Here is an 18,732-nt window from a genome sequence, read left to right as displayed (position 1 = left end):
CCGAACTCCAGCAGACATCTGCAATTATATTGCGGCCACCCCGTCCCCGGAGCAACCCCACCAGCCTAACATGATCTTCCGGCTCTCCCTAATCGGTGATTCCTAGTGGAATTCACTGAAGAGTTGAAGCAATCGGACCAGATCTGGCCGACCCCGCACGAAATCGCCGCGATTTGATCGCGGCGATCGAAGTTCGGGAGTTCGTCTTCGCGGCCGGGCCGCTCTGACTCCAAATAAGTTACGCACACATGGACGCGAGGTCAAATTCGCGGCGGTGTGACCTGCGACAAGTTCTGCAGGCGGTGAACGCGGGAACGACAGGAGAGAACGACAAAGGGCGGCCCAGCCTTTCGGCCGGACCGCCCCTTGGGCGAACTATCGCTGGGTGAACTATCGCTGGGCGACGAGCGTCGGAACGATCGGCGACGGCAGCTGGGTCGAGCCCATCAGGTAGGCGTCGGCGCCGGCCGCAGCCGAGCGGCCCTCGGCGATCGCCCACACGATCAGCGACTGCCCGCGACCGGCGTCGCCGGCGACGAACACTCCCGGCAGTCCGGTCGCACCGAAGTCGTCTCCGCGCGCGACATTGCCACGGGCGTCATAGGTGGCACCCAGCTTGTCGAGCAGATCGCCACGCTCCGGGCCGACGAAGCCCATCGCGAGGAGGACGAGATCGGCCTTCAGCTCGAAGTCGCTGCCCTCCACCTTCTCGAATCGGCCGCCCGCCATCTTGACCTCGTGGGCCTTGAGCGCGGTGACCTTGCCGTTCTCACCGACGAACTCCTCGGTGTTCACGCTGTACACCCGCTCGCCGCCCTCTTCATGGGCGGACGAGACGCGGTACATCAGCGGGTACGTCGGCCACGGGGTCGACTCGGCTCGCTCGATCGGCGGCTTCGGCATGATCTCGAACTGGTGCACCTGGGCGGCACCCTGACGAAGCGACGTGCCGAGGCAGTCGGCGCCGGTATCACCGCCGCCGATGATCACCACGTGCTTGCCTTCCGCGGTGATCTGCCCGTCTACGACGTCGCCGTGCTGGACGCGGTTGGCCTGCGGCAGGAACTCCATCGCCTGGTGGATGCCGTCGAGCTCGCGGCCCGGGACCGGCAGATCGCGGCCGATGGTGGAACCGTTGGCCAGGATCACCGCGTCGAAGTCACCGCGGAGCTGCTCGACGGTGAGGTCGACACCGACGTTGACGCCCGTGCGGAACACCGTGCCCTCGGCCTCCATCTGCTCGAGACGGCGATCGATGAACCGCTTCTCCATCTTGAACTCGGGAATGCCGTAGCGGAGCAGACCACCGATGCGGTCGGCGCGCTCGAACACCGTCACGTCGTGGCCCGCACGCGTCATCTGCTGAGCGGCGGCCAGGCCGGCCGGCCCGGATCCGACGACCGCGACCTTCTTGCCCGTCCGCTCGGTCGGCAGGACCGGGGTGACCGTGCCGTCGCCCCACGCCTTCTCGATCAGCTCCACCTCGACCTGCTTGATGGTCACGGCAGGCTGGTTGATGCCGAGGACGCACGACGCCTCGCACGGCGCCGGGCACAACCGCCCGGTGAACTCCGGGAAGTTGTTGGTCGCGTGCAGCCGGTCCATGCCCGGACCCCACTGGTCGCGGTACACCAGGTCGTTCCACTCGGGAATCAGGTTCCCGAGCGGACAACCGTTGTGGCAGAACGGAACACCGCAGTCCATGCAGCGGCTCGCCTGCGTCTGCAGCGTGCCCTTGTCGAACTCGGTGTAGACCTCTTTCCAGTCCAGCAGTCGCAGTTCGACGGGCCGACGGACCGGTGTCTCCCGCTCGGTGTGCTTGAGAAAACCCCTCGGATCAGCCACGTGCCGCCTCCATGATCGCTTCGTTCACATCTCGTCCGGAGCGCTCGGCGGCGTCGATGGCGACGAGCACCTTCTTGTAGTCGCGGGGCATCACCTTCACGAAGTGCCCCTGGGCGACGGCCCAGTCGTCGAGGATGGCGGCGGCGACCGGCGAGCCGGTCTCGTCGCGGTGCTCCGTGAGCAGTCCCGACAGCACGGCGAGGTCTTCGGCGTCGAGCTCCTCGAGGTTCACCAGTTCTGCGTTGAGGTTCGCCTCGAACTCACCGTGCGGGTTGTAGACGTATGCCACGCCGCCGGACATGCCCGCAGCGAAGTTGCGCCCGGTGCGGCCCAGGATCACGGCGGTGCCGCCGGTCATGTACTCGCATCCGTGGTCGCCGACGCCTTCGACGACGGCCTGGACACCCGAGTTGCGGACGCAGAAGCGCTCGCCGACCACGCCGCGCAGGAAGACCTTGCCCGCGGTGCCGCCGAAGGCGATCACGTTGCCGCCGATGATGTTCTCCTCGGCGACGAACCCGGCCGGCGCGTTACGCGGCGGTCGGACGACGATCTTGCCGCCCGACAGCCCCTTGCCGACGAAGTCGTTCGCGTCGCCTTCGATGCGCATGGTGATACCGCGCGGCACGAAGGCGCCGAAGCTGTTGCCCGCCGAACCGGTGAAGTCGATCGAGATCGTCCCCTCCGGCAGTCCCTGGGCGCCGTAAGCCTTGGTGACCTCGTGGCCCAGCATGGTTCCGACGGTCCGGTTCACGTTGCTGATCGGCGACGCGAGCGTCACGCGTGTACCCGATTCGATTGCGGCACGGGCTTTCTCGATCAGCTCGTTGTCGAGCGCCTTGTCCAGGCCGTGGTCCTGCTTACCGGAGCAGTAGAGATCCTGATTCATGAACGGCGATTCCGGCATGGTCAGGATCGGCGACAGATCGAGCTTGCCCGCCTTGTGGTTCTTCCAGTGCGCCAGCGCCTTGTGCGTGTCGAGCGCCTCGAAGTGGCCGACCGCGTCCTGCAGGGTGCGGAAGCCCAGGCGTGCGAGCAGCTCGCGCACCTCCTCGGCGATGTACAGCATGAAGTTCTCGACGAACTCCGGCTTGCCCGAGAAGCGTTCGCGCAGAAGCGGATTCTGTGTCGCAACGCCCACCGGACAGGTGTCGAGGTGGCAGACGCGCATCATGATGCATCCCGAGACCACCAGCGGCGCGGTCGCGAAACCGAACTCCTCACCGCCGAGAAGCGCGGCGATCATCACGTCACGGCCGGTCTTCAGCTGGCCGTCGACCTGCACGACGATGCGGTCGCGCAGTCCGTTGAGCAGCAGCGTCTGCTGGGTCTCGGCCAGGCCGATCTCCCACGGTGCGCCCGCGTGCTTCAGCGAGGTCAGCGGGCTGGCGCCGGTGCCGCCGTCGTGTCCCGAGATCAGGACGACGTCGGCGTGCGCCTTGGAGACGCCCGCGGCGACGGTGCCGACACCGAGCTCGGAGACCAGCTTCACGTGGATGCGGGCCTGCGGGTTCGCGTTCTTCAGGTCGTGGATCAGCTGCGCGAGATCCTCGATCGAGTAGATGTCGTGGTGCGGCGGCGGCGAGATCAGGCCGACGCCCGGCGTGCTGCCGCGGACCTCGGCGACCCACGGGTACACCTTGTGCGGCGGCAGCTGACCGCCCTCACCGGGCTTGGCACCCTGCGCCATCTTGATCTGGATGTCGGTGCAGTTGCTCAGGTAGTGGCTGGTGACACCGAAGCGTCCCGAGGCGACCTGCTTGATCGCGCTGCGGCGCCAGTCGCCGTTCTCGTCGTGAACGAACCGGCGCGGGTCCTCGCCGCCCTCACCCGAGTTCGACCGACCGCCGAGGCGGTTCATCGCGATCGCGAGAGTCTCGTGCGCCTCGGCCGAGATGGAGCCGTAGCTCATCGCACCCGTCGAGAAGCGCTTGACGATCTCGCTCGCCGGCTCCACCTTGTCGATCGGGATCGGATCGCGATCGCCGAAGTTGAAGTCGAACAGACCGCGGAGCGTGCCCAGCTGGGCCGCCTGGTCGTCGACCATCTTGGTGTACTCCTTGAACACCGAGTACTGGCCGGTGCGCGTGGAGTGCTGCAGCTTGAACACCGTGTCCGGGTTGAACAGGTGGTACTCGCCCTCGCGACGCCACTGGTACTCGCCGCCGACCTCGAGCTCGCGGTGCGCGCGCTCGGCCGGGCGGTCGGTGAAGGCGAGCGCGTGCCGCCGGCCCACCTCGCCGGCGATCTCGTCGAGACCGATGCCGTCCAGCTGGCTGTTGAGTCCGGTGAAGAACTCGTCGACGACGTCCTGTCCCAGACCGATGACCTGGAACAACTGCGCGCCGGTGTAGGAGGGCACGGTCGAGATGCCCATCTTGCTCATCACCTTCAGGACGCCCTTGCCCGCCGCCTTGATGTAGTTGGCGCGCGCCTTGCAGAAGGTGGCCTCGTGATCGAGGTCCTCGGTGCCGGGAACCTCGAGGCTGCCGGACTCGAGCATGTCCTCGATGGTCTCGAACGCCATGTACGGGTTGATGCCGCTGGCACCGAACCCGATGAGCAGCGCCATGTGGTGCACCTCGCGGGCGTCGCCCGACTCGATGATGAGGCTGGCGCGGGTCCGGGTCCGCTCACGCACCAGATGATGATGCACGGCAGCGGTCAACAGCAGCGACGGGATCGGCGCGAGGGTCTCGTCCGACTCGCGGTCGGAGAGCACGATGACGCGAGCGCCGTCGGCGATCGCCGCCGACACCTTGCTGCGGACGCCGTCGAGTGCCCGGCGCAGCCCCTCGCCGCCCTCCGCGACCGGGTACAGGCCGTGGATGTGCACCGACGGGAAACCCGTCGCCGGATCGATCTCGATCAAGCGGGCGAGATCGTCGTTGTCGAGGATCGGCTGGCTCAGCACGATCTGCTTGGCCGAGCCTGCTGCGGGGTTCAGCAGGTCGCGCTCACCGCCGATGCGGCCGCCGAGGCTGGTGACGACCTCCTCGCGGATCGCGTCGAGCGGCGGGTTCGTGACCTGCGCGAACATCTGCTGGAAGTAGTCGAACAGCATCCGCGGACGGTTCGACAGGACCGCGACGGGCGTGTCGGTACCCATCGACCCGAGCGCTTCACCGCCGGTCGCCGCCATCGGCGAGATCAGCAGCTTCAGGTCTTCGGTGGTGTAACCGAAGACCTGCTGGCGCAGCGTCACGCGGTCGTGCGGCATGTGCTTGTGCGGCGGCGCAGGCAGGTCCGCCAGCGCGACCTGACTGCCGTCGAGCCATTCCTGGTACGGCTGCTCGGCCGCGAGGGAGTCCTTGATCTCCTCGTCGGCGACGATCCGTCCCTGGGCGGTGTCGACCAGGAACATCTTGCCGGGCTGCAGTCGCTGCTTGGCGACGACGTCGGCCGGATCGATGTCGAGGACGCCGACCTCGGAACCCAGCACCACCAATCCGTCCTTGGTGACCCAGATGCGCGACGGGCGCAGACCGTTGCGGTCCAGGACGGCGCCGATCACGGTGCCGTCGGTGAAGCACACCGACGCCGGTCCGTCCCACGCCTCCATCAGTGCGGAGTGGTACTCGTAGAACGCCCGGTGCTCGGGCTTCATGTCCTCGCTGCGCTCCCACGCCTCGGGAACCATCATGAGCACCGCATGCGGCAGCGTGCGGCCGCCCAGGTGCAGCAGTTCGAGGACCTCGTCGAAGCGTGCGGTGTCCGAGGCGCCGGGGGTGCAGACCGGGAAGATCTTGTCGAGGCTGTCGCCGAAGGCGTCTGTCTTGATGAGCGCTTCGCGGGCACGCATCCAGTTCTCGTTGCCGCTGACGGTGTTGATCTCACCGTTGTGAGCGACGCGGCGGAACGGGTGGGCCAGCGGCCACGACGGGAACGTGTTGGTCGAGAAGCGGCTGTGGACCATGCCGAGCGCGCTCTCCACACGCTCGTCCTGCAGGTCCAGGTAGAAGTCACGCAGCTGGGGCGTGGTCAGCATGCCCTTGTAGACGAACGTCTGCCCCGACAGGCTCGGGAAGTAGACGGTGTCGCGTCCCGGGCCGTCCTGTCCGGCGCCCTTCTCGCCGAGCTCGTACTGCACGCGCTTGCGGACCACATAGGCCTTGCGCTCGAGCTCCATGCCCGACGCGCCACCGAGGAACACCTGGCGGAACGTCGGCATCGCGTCGCGCGCGAGCGCACCGAGCGAGCTCTCGTCGACCGGGACATCGCGCCAACCGAGCAGCGTCAGGCCCTCGGAGGCGATGATCTCCTCGACGCCGCGGACCGCCTCGGCGATGTCACCGGAGGCCTGCGGCAGGAAGGCGATGCCGGTGGCGTAGTCGCCCTCGGCGGGGAGCTCGAACTCGACGACCTCGCGGAGGAACCGGTCCGGAACCCCGATCATGATGCCCGCACCGTCACCGGTATTGGGCTCAGCGCCGGCCGCGCCGCGATGCTCGAGGTTGACCAGCGCGGTGATGGCCTTCTCGACGATGTCGCGGCTGCGACGTCCGTGCATGTCGACGACGAAGGCGACGCCGCACGCGTCATGCTCGTTGACCGGATCGTAGAGCCCGACGGGCCCCGGCAAGTGCTTCATGAATCTGCCTACTCCGCACGCGACGCTGCGTACTAATACGTACTGGAGAGAGTCCCGGTCAGAAGTCAGTGCGAACCAGCGCACCGCCCGGGGATTCAGCTTCATTGCTGGCCCGCTCAAGTCGCAGGGGGTAGCCCATCGACGCAAGCGCAGTACGCCCAGTATTCCACTTCGGCCCGGTTGAGGCAAAAAGCGGATACAGTCTCTCACCGTGTACTCCACGTCACACGAACTCGCGGCACGCGCGTCTCTCCGCGCCCGGGCGTTCTCGAAGACGACGGTCGCCTCACGACCGTTGATGTACGCGCTCGGCCGTGGTGCCCTCGCCGGCCCCCGGCTGCTCACCGCGACGCGACCGGCGGTGAACCTCGGACTGTCGTTGATGAGCCCGGTTCCACGTGAAACCCGGACGACCACGATCCGCGAGACCACCGCCGACGGCCAGGTGCGCGGCGAGTGGATCCACACCGACGGCGGCCTCGGCGTCCCTGACCCGGCGTCACCGGCGTCGATCGTGTACTACCTGCACGGCAGCGGTTACGTGATCTGTTCGCCGCGCACGCATCGCGGGCTGGTCGCTCGGCTGACACGGCGGGCGGGCATCGGCGCCTTCAGCCTCGACTACCGGCTCGGCCCCGAATACCGGTGGCCCAGCGCGGGCGACGACGCCGTCCGCGGCTACCGCTGGCTGCTCGCGCAGGGCTTCGACGCCGAACAGATCGTCGTGGCGGGTGACTCGGCCGGCGGTCACCTCGCCCTCGACCTTCTGGCTGCGAACCACCGCGACGGCGTGCCACAGCCGCGCGCGATGGCGCTGTTCTCCCCGCTCTACGATCCGACGTTCCAACTCGCCCGCGACCTCGAGAGCCGAGGCGTGCGGGACCCGATCATCGACGTCACCGGTGCCGCGCGGTTCCTCGGCCTGTACACCGCCGGCGCCGACCCCGACCACCCGCGAATGCGGATCAGACTCACGCCCGACATGGACCTGCCGCCCACTCTGATCCAGGTCGGCTCCCGCGAGATCATGGCCGACGACGCACGGACCATCCATCGCCGCCTGCTGGACGCGGGTGGGCTGTCCGAACTGCAGGAATGGCAGGGACAGGGGCACGTCTTCCAGATGTTCCCGTACTTCACGCCCGAGTCGGGCAAGGCGGTGCGCGCGGCCGCGGAGTTCATCGCCGAGCACAGCGTCCTGCCGTGACCGATCACCGTCGTCGGCCCGTCGAGCGGGCGGCGAATCACCCGAACGGGCGTTAGGCTCGGGTCGGGCCCGTCGCATGGCCTCGGGTCCGACGACAACAGTCCAACCTTCCTGGGAGGGTGAGATGCCTGAGGAGAAGATCCCCTACACGCCCACCGACTCCGGAGCGCCCGCCGGCAGCGACGAGCACTCGCTGACCGTCGGCCCGGCCGGCCCGATCGTCCTGCACGATCACTACCTGATCGAGCAGATGGCTCAGTTCAATCGCGAGCGCATCGCCGAACGGCAGCCGCATGCCAAGGGCAGCGGAGCGTTCGGCACCTTCGAGACGACCGCCGATGTCTCGAATTACACCTGCGCGTCGCTGTTCCAGCCGGGAGCGACCACTGAGATGGTGGCCCGATTCTCGACCGTCGCCGGCGAGCGCGGCAGTCCCGACACCTGGCGCGACCCCCGCGGTTTCGCGCTGAAGTTCTACACCGACGACGGCGTCTACGACATGGTCGGAAACAACACTCCGGTGTTCTTCATCAAGGACCCGATGAAGTTCCAGCACTTCATCCGATCCCAGAAGCGCCGCGCCGACAGCAACCTCCGCGACCACGACATGCAGTGGGATTTCTGGACGCTCTCGCCGGAGTCCTCCCATCAGGTCACCTGGCTGATGGGCGACCGCGGGATCCCCCGTACCTGGCGCCACATGAACGGGTACAGCTCCCACACGTACCTGTGGGTGAACGCATCCGGCGACAAACACTGGGTGAAGTACCACTTCCTGTCGGACCAGGGAGTCGAGTGCCTCACCCAGGACGAGGCCGATCGGCTCGCGGGCCGAGACAGCGACTTCCACATGCGCGACCTGTTCGACTCGATCGCTCGCGGCGAGCATCCGTCGTGGACGCTCAACGTCCAACTGATGCCGTTCGACGACGCCGTCGGCTACCGTTTCAATCCGTTCGATCTCACCAAGGTGTGGCCGCACGCCGACTATCCCCTGCATGAGGTCGGGAGAATGACTCTCCATACGAACCCGACGGACAACCACGCGCAGATCGAGCAGGCCGCATTCGAGCCGAGCAACGTGGTACCAGGCATCGGTTTCAGCCCCGATCGCATGCTGCTCGGACGGGTCTTCTCGTATTCCGACGCCCATCGCGCTCGGCTCGGCGCCAATTACAAGCAGATTCCGGTCAACCGGCCCCGGAACGAGGTCCACAGCTACTCCAAGGACGGGGCGATGCGCATCGATCCGGTGAGCGACCCGGTCTACGCGCCGAATTCCAAGGGCGGGCCGGCCGCTGTGTACCCGGGCCAGGCCGAACCGCAGTGGGCGGCGGACGGCCCGCTGGTCCGCAGTGCCTACGTCGATCATCCCGCCGACGACGACGTCAGCCAACCGCGCGCACTGATCCGAGACGTGATGGACGACGGTGCCCGGGATCGTCTGGTCGACAACGTCGCCGGACATCTCCTCGATGGAGTGAGCGAGCCGGTACTCGCTCGAGCCTTCGAATACTGGCGCAACATCGACCCCGAGACCGGTGTGGCGATCGAGCGTCAGGTGCGCGCGGCGCAATGACGTCACGTCCTGTGCGGCGGCCCGTCGTCATTCATCGAGCGGAGAACTTCCGGGCCGCCGCATAGGATCGCCGCATGAAACGATTCGTGCTGTCGCTCGTGGTGGCGATCGCCACGGTGATCGGCCTCTTCTGGCCGGTGATCGCGAACTCCAGTCCGTCGGGCGACACGACGGTCGACACCGCCGTCATCACCGATTACAACGCGGACTTCACACTGGCGCGCGACGGACAGCTCACCGTCGACGAGGTCCTGACAGTCGATCTGCCGTCCGGCAAGCACGGCATCTTCCAGTTCTGGGACGTCTCCGACGCCGACCCGGCCAACAAGGGCGTGCGGTATCGGCCGCAGGACATCGCGATCACGATGGACGGCCAGCCGGTCCCGTTCGAGCTCAGCGAGGAGCAGGGCGGCCGATTCAAGGTCGCGCGGATCGGTGACGCGAACTCCTTCGTCACCCCCGGCGAGCACCGCTATCAGATCTCCTACCGCGTCGCCGACACCATCGGCGGCGGCGATCCCGGCCGGTTCATCTGGCGAGTCGTCGGAAACGGCTGGCGGATGCGGATGGAGAAGAGCACCAGCACCGTCCACTTCCCCGAGAACCCGACCTCGTTCGCGTGCAGCACCAACGACGGGTCGCCCTGCGAGGTCGCCGAACCCGACGCGACGACTCGTGTCGTCACCACCGGGCCGCTGGCACCGAACACCGGTGTCGCGGTGAAGGCCGAGCTTCCCTTCGCCGGACCCGGCCGGACGCAGTTGCCATGGTCGGTGTCGATGGACGTACTCCTCGGCAACTCGAGGCTCGTTCCGATCGTCTCGGTCCTGCTGTCGCTGCTGACTTTCGCCGCCGGATTCCTCTGGATGCGCCGCAGCCGCGAGGACACCCCGCTGCTGCCGGTGATGTACGAACCGCCTGCCGACCCGCAGAAACCGTCGCGCAAGCTGGGGCCGGTGGAGACGTACTACGTCGCCTACGAGTCGATGCCGAGGAAGGCCCTGGTCTCGACGTTGTTCCACCTCGCCGAACAGGGACACGTGACGCTGAACCGGACGACGAGCTCCGACTGGACTGTCGTCTCCCAGCTGACGCCCGGGCGGTTCGCATCGCTGGACCCCGCGTCGAACGCGGTGGTCGCGGCGCTCGGACTCTCGCAGGCCGGTTACGTCTTCGAGGCCGACGGGTCCAAGAGCGCCGGGCAGAAGCTGTCGACCGCGACGAAGGAGATGGAGGCCGCGACCCGGAACTGGGGTCTGCAGAGTGGATCGCTCGAGCGGAGCCGGTCGGAACTGTTCGGGCGAATCGCCGTGGGTGCGGCCCTGGTCGTCGCCGCGGTCCTGCTGATCTTCCAGATTCTGCCCGCCCAGATCATGGCCTTGCCGATCGCGGCATTCGTGATCGGCGGCGCCGGGCTGTTCGTGCCCGGCGTCGGCACGCGGCGCACCCCACTCGGCCGGGAGGTGTGGTCGCGGTCCGGCGGTTTCGAGCGCCTGCTGTCGACGACGTCGAACCAGGAACGCCTCGACTTCTCCGCCCGCAAGGAGCTGTTCACCAGCTACATCCCCTATGCGATGGCCTTCAACTGCGCCGACGCCTGGGCGGCCAAGTATCGCTACGCGACCGGCCAGGAGCCGCCCGATCCGGTCTGGCTCCCGGGGTTCTACGTCGGGTCGACGTCGCACGGTCTGTTCGGCGGCGGCTCCGGCATGGACAGCTTCGAGTCCAGCCTCTCGTCATCGTTGTCCGCGTACAGCTCGTCGCAGTCTTCGTCGGGCAGCGGTGGCGGCTTCGGTGGCGGCTTCGGCGGAGGCGGCGGCGGTGGAGGCGGCGGCGGCTCCTGGTGAGCCTCGCGCCATCGCCCCACCCGGCATGACATTCTCTGTGCAAGTCCCCAAAAGAAAGAGGCACCAATCGTGATCTGGGCATTGATCATCATCGTTGTCCTGCTCGTCCTCCTCGCCGTCTTCGTGATGGTCGGCTTCAACAAGCTGCGCAAGGCCGACATCACCGCGCAGGAGGCACTGGGCGGCATCGACGTCCAGCTGACCCGACGTGCGGATCTGATTCCCAACCTGGTCAACACCGTCAAGGGCTACGCGGCGCACGAGTCGGGCGTCCTGGAGGCGGTCACCGCCGCGCGCGCCCACATGCAGCAGGCCGCGCAAGGGTCGTCGGTCGCCGACAAGGCCGCCGCTGAGGCTCAGATGAGCGGCGCCCTCGGCCGGCTGTTCGCCGTCGCCGAGAACTACCCGCAGCTGCAGGCCGCGCCGAACTTCATGGCGCTGCAGACCGAGCTCGCGGAGACCGAGAACAAGCTCTCGTTCGCGCGCCAGTTCTACAACGACGCGGTGTCACGGCTCAATCAGGCGGTCCAGACCATTCCGTGGATGCTGTTCTCGGGCATGGCGAACGTCCGGGCGCGGGAGTTCTACCAGGCCCCGGCCGGCCAGGAGCTGCCGCCGCAGGTGCAGTTCTGACACATGCGACATCGAGCCGCCGGGCGGGACCGACTCACGGTTCCCACCGGCGGCTCGTGCTCGGATAGCGCACCCGCAGATAGCTGTAGAGGTACCAGCTGATCGCCATCGCGAGGACCGAACCGACAGCCCACCAGAGCCAGGCGTTCAGCAGACTCGAGCGGACCGCGGCGACCAGCCAGGCGAACGTGAAGAAGATCGTCGCAATCGTCGCGAGAATGCGGACCGTCAGCACGACGATCGCGGCCAGCGACCAGATCGTGCGGCGCGCCACTCCGGGTTCCGGGTCATTACCCATTCCGAAAGCGTAGGCGACGCAGCACAATGGACGTATGAAGACGATCCTGAACGTGTTGTGGCTCGTTCTGTGCGGGCTGTGGATGGCCATCGGGTATGTGCTCGCAGGCATCGTCTGCTGCATCCTCATCATCACCATTCCCTTCGGCATCGCATCGTTCCGCATGGCGAACTATGCGCTGTGGCCTTTCGGGCGCACCGTGATCCGGAAACCGACCGCCGGTGCCGGGTCGACGATCGGCAACGTCATCTGGATCATCGTCGCCGGGATCTGGCTCGCACTGGGCCACCTCGCGACGGGATTCGCCCTGTGCATCACCATCATCGGGATCCCGCTGGGCGTGGCCAGCTTCAAGATGATCCCCATCTCGCTGGTTCCGCTGGGCGCCGAGATCGTGTCGACCAATGATCCGCGGGCGGCGTACTGAGTTCCGGTCTGGGAGTGTTCCGGCGTACTGGGTACCGGCGTGGAGTGCGGGGATTCGACACGGCGCAGAAGTGCGACCAGGACCTACCGCTGAGACTGACAGAGTCGGCCAGCACAGCATTGACCTCTCAGCCGCGACGTCCTCGATTTCGACGGATATCGCGGCTGAGCGGTCAATGCTGCGCGCGGTCGGAGCACTGCCCTAACCGGCCTCGGGATGCTCCTTCTCGAACGCGCGCACGGCGGAACCCACGCCCTGGTACACGCTGTCCGGCGAGAGATCGGCCATGATCTTGGCGGTTTCGAGGGAGTCCTCCAGTTCCGGGGTCACGCCGGCGAGGATGAAGCGCGCGCTCACCGAGTGCACGTAGTCGATCAGGTCGTGCAGCGCCATCGCCGCGGAGTAGTCGACGTCGGAGATCGCCGAGCAGTCCAGCACGAGCCAGCGGACGGGATCGGGGGCCGCTTTGATGAGCGCGGTCACGTCATCGCTGAAGCGGCCGATGTTCGCGTAGAACAGATCGGCGTCGTACCGGAAGACGATCAATCCGGGCAGCGTCTGGTGTCCCGGCCGCGCGCTCTCGTAGCGGCGCGTCCCGTGATCGCCGACCCCCACCACGAACCGTTCGGGCCGATACTGCCGGTGGATGATCTGAAGCAACGACAGGACCATCGCCGCCACGACACCGGTGAGCACGCCGAAGACGACCACCATCATCGTGGTGACCACGGCGATCGCGAACTCGATCCGGCGGATCCGCCAGATCCTCCGGAAGCCGTGCCAGTCGACGAGGTCGACGCCGACCATGAAGACGATCGCCGCCAGCACCGCCTCGGGCAGATCACCCAGCGGTCCCGCCGCGACGGCGACCACGGCGAGGGTCACGACCGCCATGGCGATGTTCGCCACCTGTGTCCGGCCTCGTTGCTGATCGAGGATCGCCGTCTTGGTCGGGCTTCCGTTCACGACGAACGATCCGGTGAGCGACGCAGAGACGTTGGCCGCCGACAGTCCGAGGATGTCGCGGTTCACATCGACCGGGTCGCCGTGCCGCTGAGCGAAGCTGCGAGCGGTCGCCGCACTCTGCGCCAGGATCACCAGCAGGCAGCCGAACGCGATGGTCAGGACGGTCGGGAACTTCGCGACGACGTCGTGCATCGGTGGAAACCGCACTGACGGAACGCCGGCCTCGATGGGGCCGACGGTCGGCACCCACCGGCCGAGGTCGAAGACCGTCACCACGACGATCGACCCGATCACCACGATGATCGGCGTCGGCAGCGACGGTCTCAACCGGCGCACCCCGACCAACGCGGCCAGCGTGACGACGGCGAACACCATCGACTGCCACTGCGCCGTACCGAAGTTCTCGAACACCGCCAGCCACTTGGCCAGGACGTGGCCGGAGTCGTGCTTCGGCTCGCCCAGCATGCCCGGAATCTGCTCGGTGACCACCAGGATCCCCACCCCGGCGAGGAAGCCGACGAGCACCGACGTCGAGAGGAAGTCGCCGAGGAATCCGAGTCGCAGCACCCACGCGATCAGCAGCATCACGCCGGTGACCAGGGCGATCAGACCCGCCCAGGCCAGCCACTCGCCGGAGTCGGGAGCGAGGCCGACGACGCCGAGGCCGGCGATGCCCGACGCGAGCAGCGCGGCGGTCGCCGAGTCCGCTCCCACGACCAGCAACCGTGATGCGCCGATCAGCGCGAAGACGATCGCCGGAACTATCAGCGAGTAGAGACCGGCGCTGAGCGGTACGTGCGCGATGGAGCTGTAGCCCATCGCCTCCGGAATGGCGACGGCTGCGAGCGACGCCCCGGCGAGGACGTCGGCTCGCAGCCAGGAACGCTGATATCCGCTCAGCGCGGGCGGGCGAATGCGGCGCAGCCGGTCAGTGGCCACGACGAATCCACTCGTCGAGGTCACCTGCCTCGGCACCGATCGTGGTCTCATCGCCGTGCCCGGTGCAGACGCGCGTCTGCGGGTCGAGCACCAGGATCCGGTCGCGGATGGAGGCGATGATGTCGTCGAAGCTCGAGAACGACCGTCCGGTGGCGCCCGGACCGCCCTGGAACAGGGTGTCGCCGCTGAACAGCACACCGGCGGACGGCGCCCACACCACGCACGACCCCGGCGAGTGGCCTGGCGTGTTGATCACCTCGAGCCCATGACGGCCGACGGCGATCCGCATGCCGTCCGCGAGCTCACCGTGCCGAACGCCCGGATGCGTCTGCTCCCAGAGCATCTCGTCGGCGGGGTGCAGCAGGATCGGCGCGCCTGTCGCGGCGGCGAGTTCGGGTGCGACGCCGATGTGGTCGTTGTGCGCATGTGTGAGGACGATCGCCACCACCTTGCGATCTCCGACCGCCGCGAGGATCGGCGCGGCGTCGTGTGCCGCGTCGATGATCACCGCCTCGGCGTCGTCGCCGATCACCCAGATGTTGTTGTCGACGTCCCAGGTGCCGCCGTCGAGCGAGAAGGTGCCGGACGTGACGACCCGGTCGACGGTCAAGTCCGTCACAGCTCCACCACCGACCGCAGCACTCGTCCGGACTCCATCGCCTTGAATGCGGCGTCGACGCCGTCGATTCCGATGCGTTCGGTGACGAACTTGTCGAGCGGCAGTCGTCCCTGCAGGAACAGGTCGATCAGCATCGGGAAGTCGCGTTCGGGCAGACAGTCGCCGTACCAGGACGACTTCAGGGCACCGCCGTGGCTGAAGAAGTCGACCAGCGGCATCTCCAAACGCATCTCCGGCGTCGGGACGCCGACGAGCACGACCACGCCTGCGAGGTCGCGGGCGTAGAACGCGGTCTGGTAGGTCTCCGGACGACCGACCGCGTCGATCACCACATCCGCGCCGAACCCGCCGGTGAGTTCCTTCACCGCCTCGGCCACGTCGGCCGTCGCGGAGGCGTCGACGGTGTGGGTGGCGCCGAGGTCCTTGGCCCAGTCGAGCTTGTTCGGGTCGCGGTCGACGGCGATGATCGTGGTCGCGCCGGCCAGCTTGGCTCCGGCGATCGCCGCGTCTCCCACGCCGCCGCAGCCGATGACGGCCACCGAGTCGCCACGGCCCACCTGCCCGGTGTTCATCGCGGCACCGAGGCCCGCCATGACACCGCAGCCGAGCAGACAGGCGACGGCGGGATCCGCGGCTTCGTCGACCTTGGTGCACTGCCCCTCGTGGACGAGGGTCTTCTCGGCGAAGGCGCCGATGCCCAGCGCCGGAGTGAGCTCGGTGCCGTCGGCCAGCGTCATCGGTCGGCTGGCGTTGAAGGTGTCGAAGCAGTACCACGGCCGACCGCGCTTGCAAGCGCGGCACTCGCCGCACACGGCGCGCCAGTTGAGGACCACGTAGTCGCCGACCTCGACGTGCGTCACGGCGTCACCGACGGTCTCGACCACACCCGCGGCCTCGTGCCCGAGGAGGAACGGGTACTCGTCGTTGATGCCCCCGGTCGCGTACGCGAGGTCGGTGTGGCAGACACCGCACGTGCTGATCTTCACCACCACGTCGTTCGGTCCCGGATCCGGGATCGTGATGTCGACCAGTTCGGTCGGCGCGTTCTTTGTTCGGGAGATGACTCCCTTGACGACGGTGGCCACAAGATCTCCTAGCGCGGGTCAGCCGAGAGCGGCGATGAGTTCTGCTTTCTTCATCGTCGAGTATCCCTTGATTCCCGCGGCCTTGGCGTCGGCTCGCAGATCCGCGACCGTCTTCGACGCGTTGCCCGACTTCCCGGCGGGCTTCGACGCGGCGGGCTTGGCTGCAGCGGGCTTCGAGGCGGCCGGCTTCGCGGCGGCAGCCGTTGTCTTGCTTGACTTCTCGGCCGCAGACTCGGCCGCCGAGGCCTTCGCCGGGGCAGCAGGCTTGGCGGCCGCGGGCTTCGACGCGGTCGGCTTCGAGGTAGCAGGCTTCGACGCGGCAGGCTTCGCGACGGGCGCCTTCGCGGCAGGCTTCGAGGCAGCAGCGGGCTTCGAGGCACCCGGAGTCGGAGCCACCTTCGGTGCGGATTCCTTTGCCGGAACGGGCTTTTCGGCAGCAGGCTTGGCCGGAGTCGAGGGCGCCGCCGGCGCCTCGTCCTTCTTCGGCAGAAGCGGCGAACGCGCGAGCACCGTGTCGCGGAGCGCCACCACTTCGCCGGAGAGGCGCTTGACCTCTTTCTCGAGTCGCTTGATCAGGCTCTTCTTGCCACTCATCACTGGTGTCCTCCCATAAGTCCGTGGCTCCAGCCGGAGTGCCCGACCGGGTCAATTGTGACCCTACTGTGAGAAAAGACGACTGAGCGACTACTGGTGACGCATCGAACGCGGCGAAGTGCCCGGCGTTCAGCCGCCCGAGAGGACTTCGGCCACGCGGAAGTCCTCGTCGAGCACCACCAGATCGGCGCGCCGCCCGACCGCCAGGACGCCGATGTCGGGTCGGCGCAGCACTCGCGCCGGGTTGCCCGCCGTCATCGCCGCGGCGCCGATCAGCACGTCGTCGGACGGTGCACCGCCGTTCCCGGCACCTGCCGAGAGACCTGCGACGGTACGCGCGAACAACCGGTCCATCGTCGCGGTGCTGCCCGCGATCGCACCGGTCTCGGCTACCCGGGCGACGCCGGCGTCGACGGTCACATCGAGCGAACCGAGACGGTACGCGCCGTCGGGCATTCCGGTGGCGACCATCGCGTCGGTGACCAGCGCGGCGCGGTCGAATCCGACCGCCCGCTGGACGTCCCGGACGACTGCGGGGTGCAGATGCACCCCGTCTCCGACGAGCTCGACCACCACTCGCGGATCCTCCATGAGCGCCAGCGGCGGTCCCGGCTCCCGATGCCCGAGGGGGGCCATCGCGTTGAAGAGGTGCGTCGCGACGCGAGCGCCGCGCTCGATCGCCTCGCGCACCTGGTCGTACGTCGCGTCGGTGTGCCCCACCGCGACGGTGACCCCCGCGGCGACCAACCTGTCGACCGCATCCATCGCACCGGGCAGCTCTGGAGCGAGCGTCACCATCGCGACGGTGCCGTCGGCGAGATCGAGGATCTCGTCGATCTCGGACGATTCGGGGTTCCGCAGCGCACCGGGGTCGTGTGCGCCGCATCGGGCGTGGCTGATCCAGGGCCCCTCGAGATGAATGCCGGCGCTGACGCCCTCGACGACCAGCTCCCGAAGCCGCGGGACGATGGCCCGCAAGTCCGCGCGAGTCGCGCTGACGGTGCTGGTCACCGTCGTCGTGGTGCCGTGAGTCCGGTGAAAGGCGGCCGCCGCGCGGACCTGCTCGTCGATGCCGTCGGTGTACGACGCCCCACCCCCGCCATGCACGTGCATGTCGACGAAGCCGGGCACCAGGAGTCCGCGGGGGTGGTCGGAGTCGGCGGGCCTGGGTGGACTCCCCGCCCCCACACCGATGATCCGCCCGCCGGACTGCTCGACCCAGCCCGGGCGATGGACGACGCCGTCGGCGACGACGACACCGGCCGCGACGATGGTCGTGTCACTCACGGCAGTTCCTTCCGCGGGGCCGACGGGCAGGCTCCCGTCGGTTCGGAGTGTATCCCCGCGGTCCGACGATTCGTCCCCCAAACAGCCGGGAGAGACGGATCGTGAGTTCAGTCTCAAATCCCTTGACCGGGTGCGGATCCGCGCGGACCGTGGAGACATAAGTTCACTCATGCCGTTCTCCTCTGGAGGTTCCGATGAGCTCCTCGTCGTGGTTCGTTCCGTTCCGTCACCCGTCACCCACCGACCTCGAACTCTGGCTGGAGGACCAGGCCGCCGACGGTCGGATCCTCACCGGTTACTCGCGGTGGAGCCCGGTGCGGATGAAGTTCACCGATTCGGCCCCGGCGACCGTGCGGTACGCGGTCGAACGTCGCTCGGTCCCCGCACCGATCGACTACTTCCGCTTCCGCGAGGCTCAGGGCTGGGAACACGTCGGGAACGCCGCCGACTTCCACATCTGGAGCCGGCCGTACCGCGGCGCACGCCCGACCGGTTTCATCGGCGAGGACCTCGACCGGCGCGCATCGCTGCTCGGCATCGGCCTGGGAGTGTTCGCCGCCGTGGCATTCGCACTGGCCGCCGTCCTCGGTGCGCTGGCCGGGCTGGTGACCTTCGAGTCGCTCTCGCCCGCCGGCCTCTGGGCACCCGCGGTGGCCGCCGGGATCGTCGGACTGATCGCCTGCAGCGGCGCGGTCGCGCTGCGGTCATCCGGCAGCAGCGCGTCGTCGAAGGCCGTCGAAGCCGACGAACGGGCGAGAATCAGCGTCTGACTCCCCCGATCTGTCGGTATCCGCTGTTACCGTGGGGCCATCCGC

General features: G+C 67.8%; 14 protein-coding genes. 6 read left to right on the top strand and 8 right to left on the bottom strand.

All coding sequences use genetic code 11. The annotated features are described in order from the left end of the window. Positions 1 to 390 precede the first annotated feature (390 nt). Positions 391 to 1,845 (bottom strand): glutamate synthase subunit beta, encoded by a 1,455-nt coding sequence (locus SCNU_RS13460; protein ID WP_009679930.1) that lies wholly within the window; start codon positions 1,843 to 1,845, stop codon positions 391 to 393. Continuing rightward, entirely contained in the window at positions 1,838 to 6,436 is a 4,599-nt protein-coding gene (gene gltB / locus SCNU_RS13455) for a glutamate synthase large subunit (protein WP_009679929.1), read from the bottom strand. Before gltB ends, SCNU_RS13460 begins: the two co-directional genes overlap by 8 nt. A gap of 211 nt (positions 6,437 to 6,647) precedes the next feature. Between gltB and SCNU_RS13450 the strand changes: the two genes are divergently transcribed. The 4 genes from SCNU_RS13450 to SCNU_RS13435 all read left to right on the top strand — a co-directional run bounded on the left by SCNU_RS13450 (position 6,648) and on the right by SCNU_RS13435 (position 11,702). After that, entirely contained in the window at positions 6,648 to 7,643 is a 996-nt protein-coding gene (locus SCNU_RS13450; RefSeq protein WP_009679928.1) for an alpha/beta hydrolase, read from the top strand. 124 nt (positions 7,644 to 7,767) lie between these two features. After that, entirely contained in the window at positions 7,768 to 9,222 is a 1,455-nt protein-coding gene (locus tag SCNU_RS13445) for a catalase (protein WP_009679927.1), read from the top strand. Positions 9,223 to 9,296: 74 nt separating this feature from the next. Beyond that, positions 9,297 to 11,069, top strand: coding sequence for a DUF2207 domain-containing protein (locus SCNU_RS13440; RefSeq protein ID WP_009679926.1), 1,773 nt, complete (start codon positions 9,297 to 9,299; stop codon positions 11,067 to 11,069). A gap of 69 nt (positions 11,070 to 11,138) precedes the next feature. Next, on the top strand, positions 11,139 to 11,702 hold the full coding sequence (locus SCNU_RS13435) for a LemA family protein (protein WP_009679925.1): 564 nt from the start codon (positions 11,139 to 11,141) through the stop codon (positions 11,700 to 11,702). Between the two features lie 34 nt (positions 11,703 to 11,736). Here SCNU_RS13435 and SCNU_RS13430 read toward each other — a convergent pair whose 3' ends face one another. After that, positions 11,737 to 12,000 (bottom strand): hypothetical protein, encoded by a 264-nt coding sequence (locus SCNU_RS13430; protein WP_040518429.1) that lies wholly within the window; start codon positions 11,998 to 12,000, stop codon positions 11,737 to 11,739. Positions 12,001 to 12,034: 34 nt separating this feature from the next. Between SCNU_RS13430 and SCNU_RS13425 the strand changes: the two genes are divergently transcribed. After that, entirely contained in the window at positions 12,035 to 12,427 is a 393-nt protein-coding gene (locus SCNU_RS13425) for a YccF domain-containing protein (RefSeq protein ID WP_009679923.1), read from the top strand. Positions 12,428 to 12,628: 201 nt separating this feature from the next. Here SCNU_RS13425 and SCNU_RS13420 read toward each other — a convergent pair whose 3' ends face one another. The 5 genes from SCNU_RS13420 to SCNU_RS13400 all read right to left on the bottom strand — a co-directional run bounded on the left by SCNU_RS13420 (position 12,629) and on the right by SCNU_RS13400 (position 17,917). After that, positions 12,629 to 14,332 carry a SulP family inorganic anion transporter gene (locus SCNU_RS13420; protein ID WP_009679922.1) on the bottom strand — a complete coding sequence of 568 codons (1,704 nt, stop codon included), beginning with the start codon at positions 14,330 to 14,332 and terminating at the stop codon, positions 12,629 to 12,631. Continuing rightward, on the bottom strand, positions 14,322 to 14,951 hold the full coding sequence (locus SCNU_RS13415) for an MBL fold metallo-hydrolase (protein ID WP_009679921.1): 630 nt from the start codon (positions 14,949 to 14,951) through the stop codon (positions 14,322 to 14,324). Before SCNU_RS13415 ends, SCNU_RS13420 begins: the two co-directional genes overlap by 11 nt. Then, the gene (locus tag SCNU_RS13410; RefSeq protein ID WP_009679920.1) at positions 14,948 to 16,036 is read right to left on the bottom strand and encodes an S-(hydroxymethyl)mycothiol dehydrogenase; all 1,089 of its coding nucleotides are present in this window, start codon (positions 16,034 to 16,036) and stop codon (positions 14,948 to 14,950) included. The genes SCNU_RS13415 and SCNU_RS13410 overlap by 4 nt, the downstream gene beginning before the upstream one ends. 18 nt (positions 16,037 to 16,054) lie before the next feature. Then, positions 16,055 to 16,630, bottom strand: a complete 576-nt coding sequence (locus SCNU_RS13405) for a Rho termination factor N-terminal domain-containing protein (RefSeq protein ID WP_009679919.1) — start codon at positions 16,628 to 16,630, stop codon at positions 16,055 to 16,057. A gap of 129 nt (positions 16,631 to 16,759) precedes the next feature. Continuing rightward, positions 16,760 to 17,917, bottom strand: coding sequence for an N-acetylglucosamine-6-phosphate deacetylase (locus SCNU_RS13400; protein WP_009679918.1), 1,158 nt, complete (start codon positions 17,915 to 17,917; stop codon positions 16,760 to 16,762). Positions 17,918 to 18,111: 194 nt separating this feature from the next. Here SCNU_RS13400 and SCNU_RS13395 point away from each other — a divergent pair, with 194 nt between their 5' ends. Beyond that, entirely contained in the window at positions 18,112 to 18,687 is a 576-nt protein-coding gene (locus tag SCNU_RS13395) for a DUF2812 domain-containing protein (RefSeq protein ID WP_009679917.1), read from the top strand. Positions 18,688 to 18,732: the final 45 nt, after the last annotated feature.

The sequence above is a fragment of the Gordonia neofelifaecis NRRL B-59395 genome, from assembly GCF_000192435.1.
Lineage (GTDB): Bacteria > Actinomycetota > Actinomycetes > Mycobacteriales > Mycobacteriaceae > Gordonia > Gordonia neofelifaecis.
The sequence above is the reverse complement of the archived record's forward strand: the minus strand, read 5'-3'. Positions and strand labels throughout refer to the sequence as shown.

Coding starts and splice junctions, on each gene's coding strand:
- SCNU_RS13430 (WP_040518429.1), bottom strand. CDS start 12,000: ATGGGTAATGACCCGGAACCCGGAGTGGCGCGCCGCACGATCTGGTCG.
- gltB (WP_009679929.1), bottom strand. CDS start 6,436: ATGAAGCACTTGCCGGGGCCCGTCGGGCTCTACGATCCGGTCAACGAG.
- SCNU_RS13440 (WP_009679926.1), top strand. CDS start 9,297: ATGAAACGATTCGTGCTGTCGCTCGTGGTGGCGATCGCCACGGTGATC.
- SCNU_RS13425 (WP_009679923.1), top strand. CDS start 12,035: ATGAAGACGATCCTGAACGTGTTGTGGCTCGTTCTGTGCGGGCTGTGG.
- SCNU_RS13445 (WP_009679927.1), top strand. CDS start 7,768: ATGCCTGAGGAGAAGATCCCCTACACGCCCACCGACTCCGGAGCGCCC.
- SCNU_RS13395 (WP_009679917.1), top strand. CDS start 18,112: ATGAGCTCCTCGTCGTGGTTCGTTCCGTTCCGTCACCCGTCACCCACC.
- SCNU_RS13405 (WP_009679919.1), bottom strand. CDS start 16,630: ATGAGTGGCAAGAAGAGCCTGATCAAGCGACTCGAGAAAGAGGTCAAG.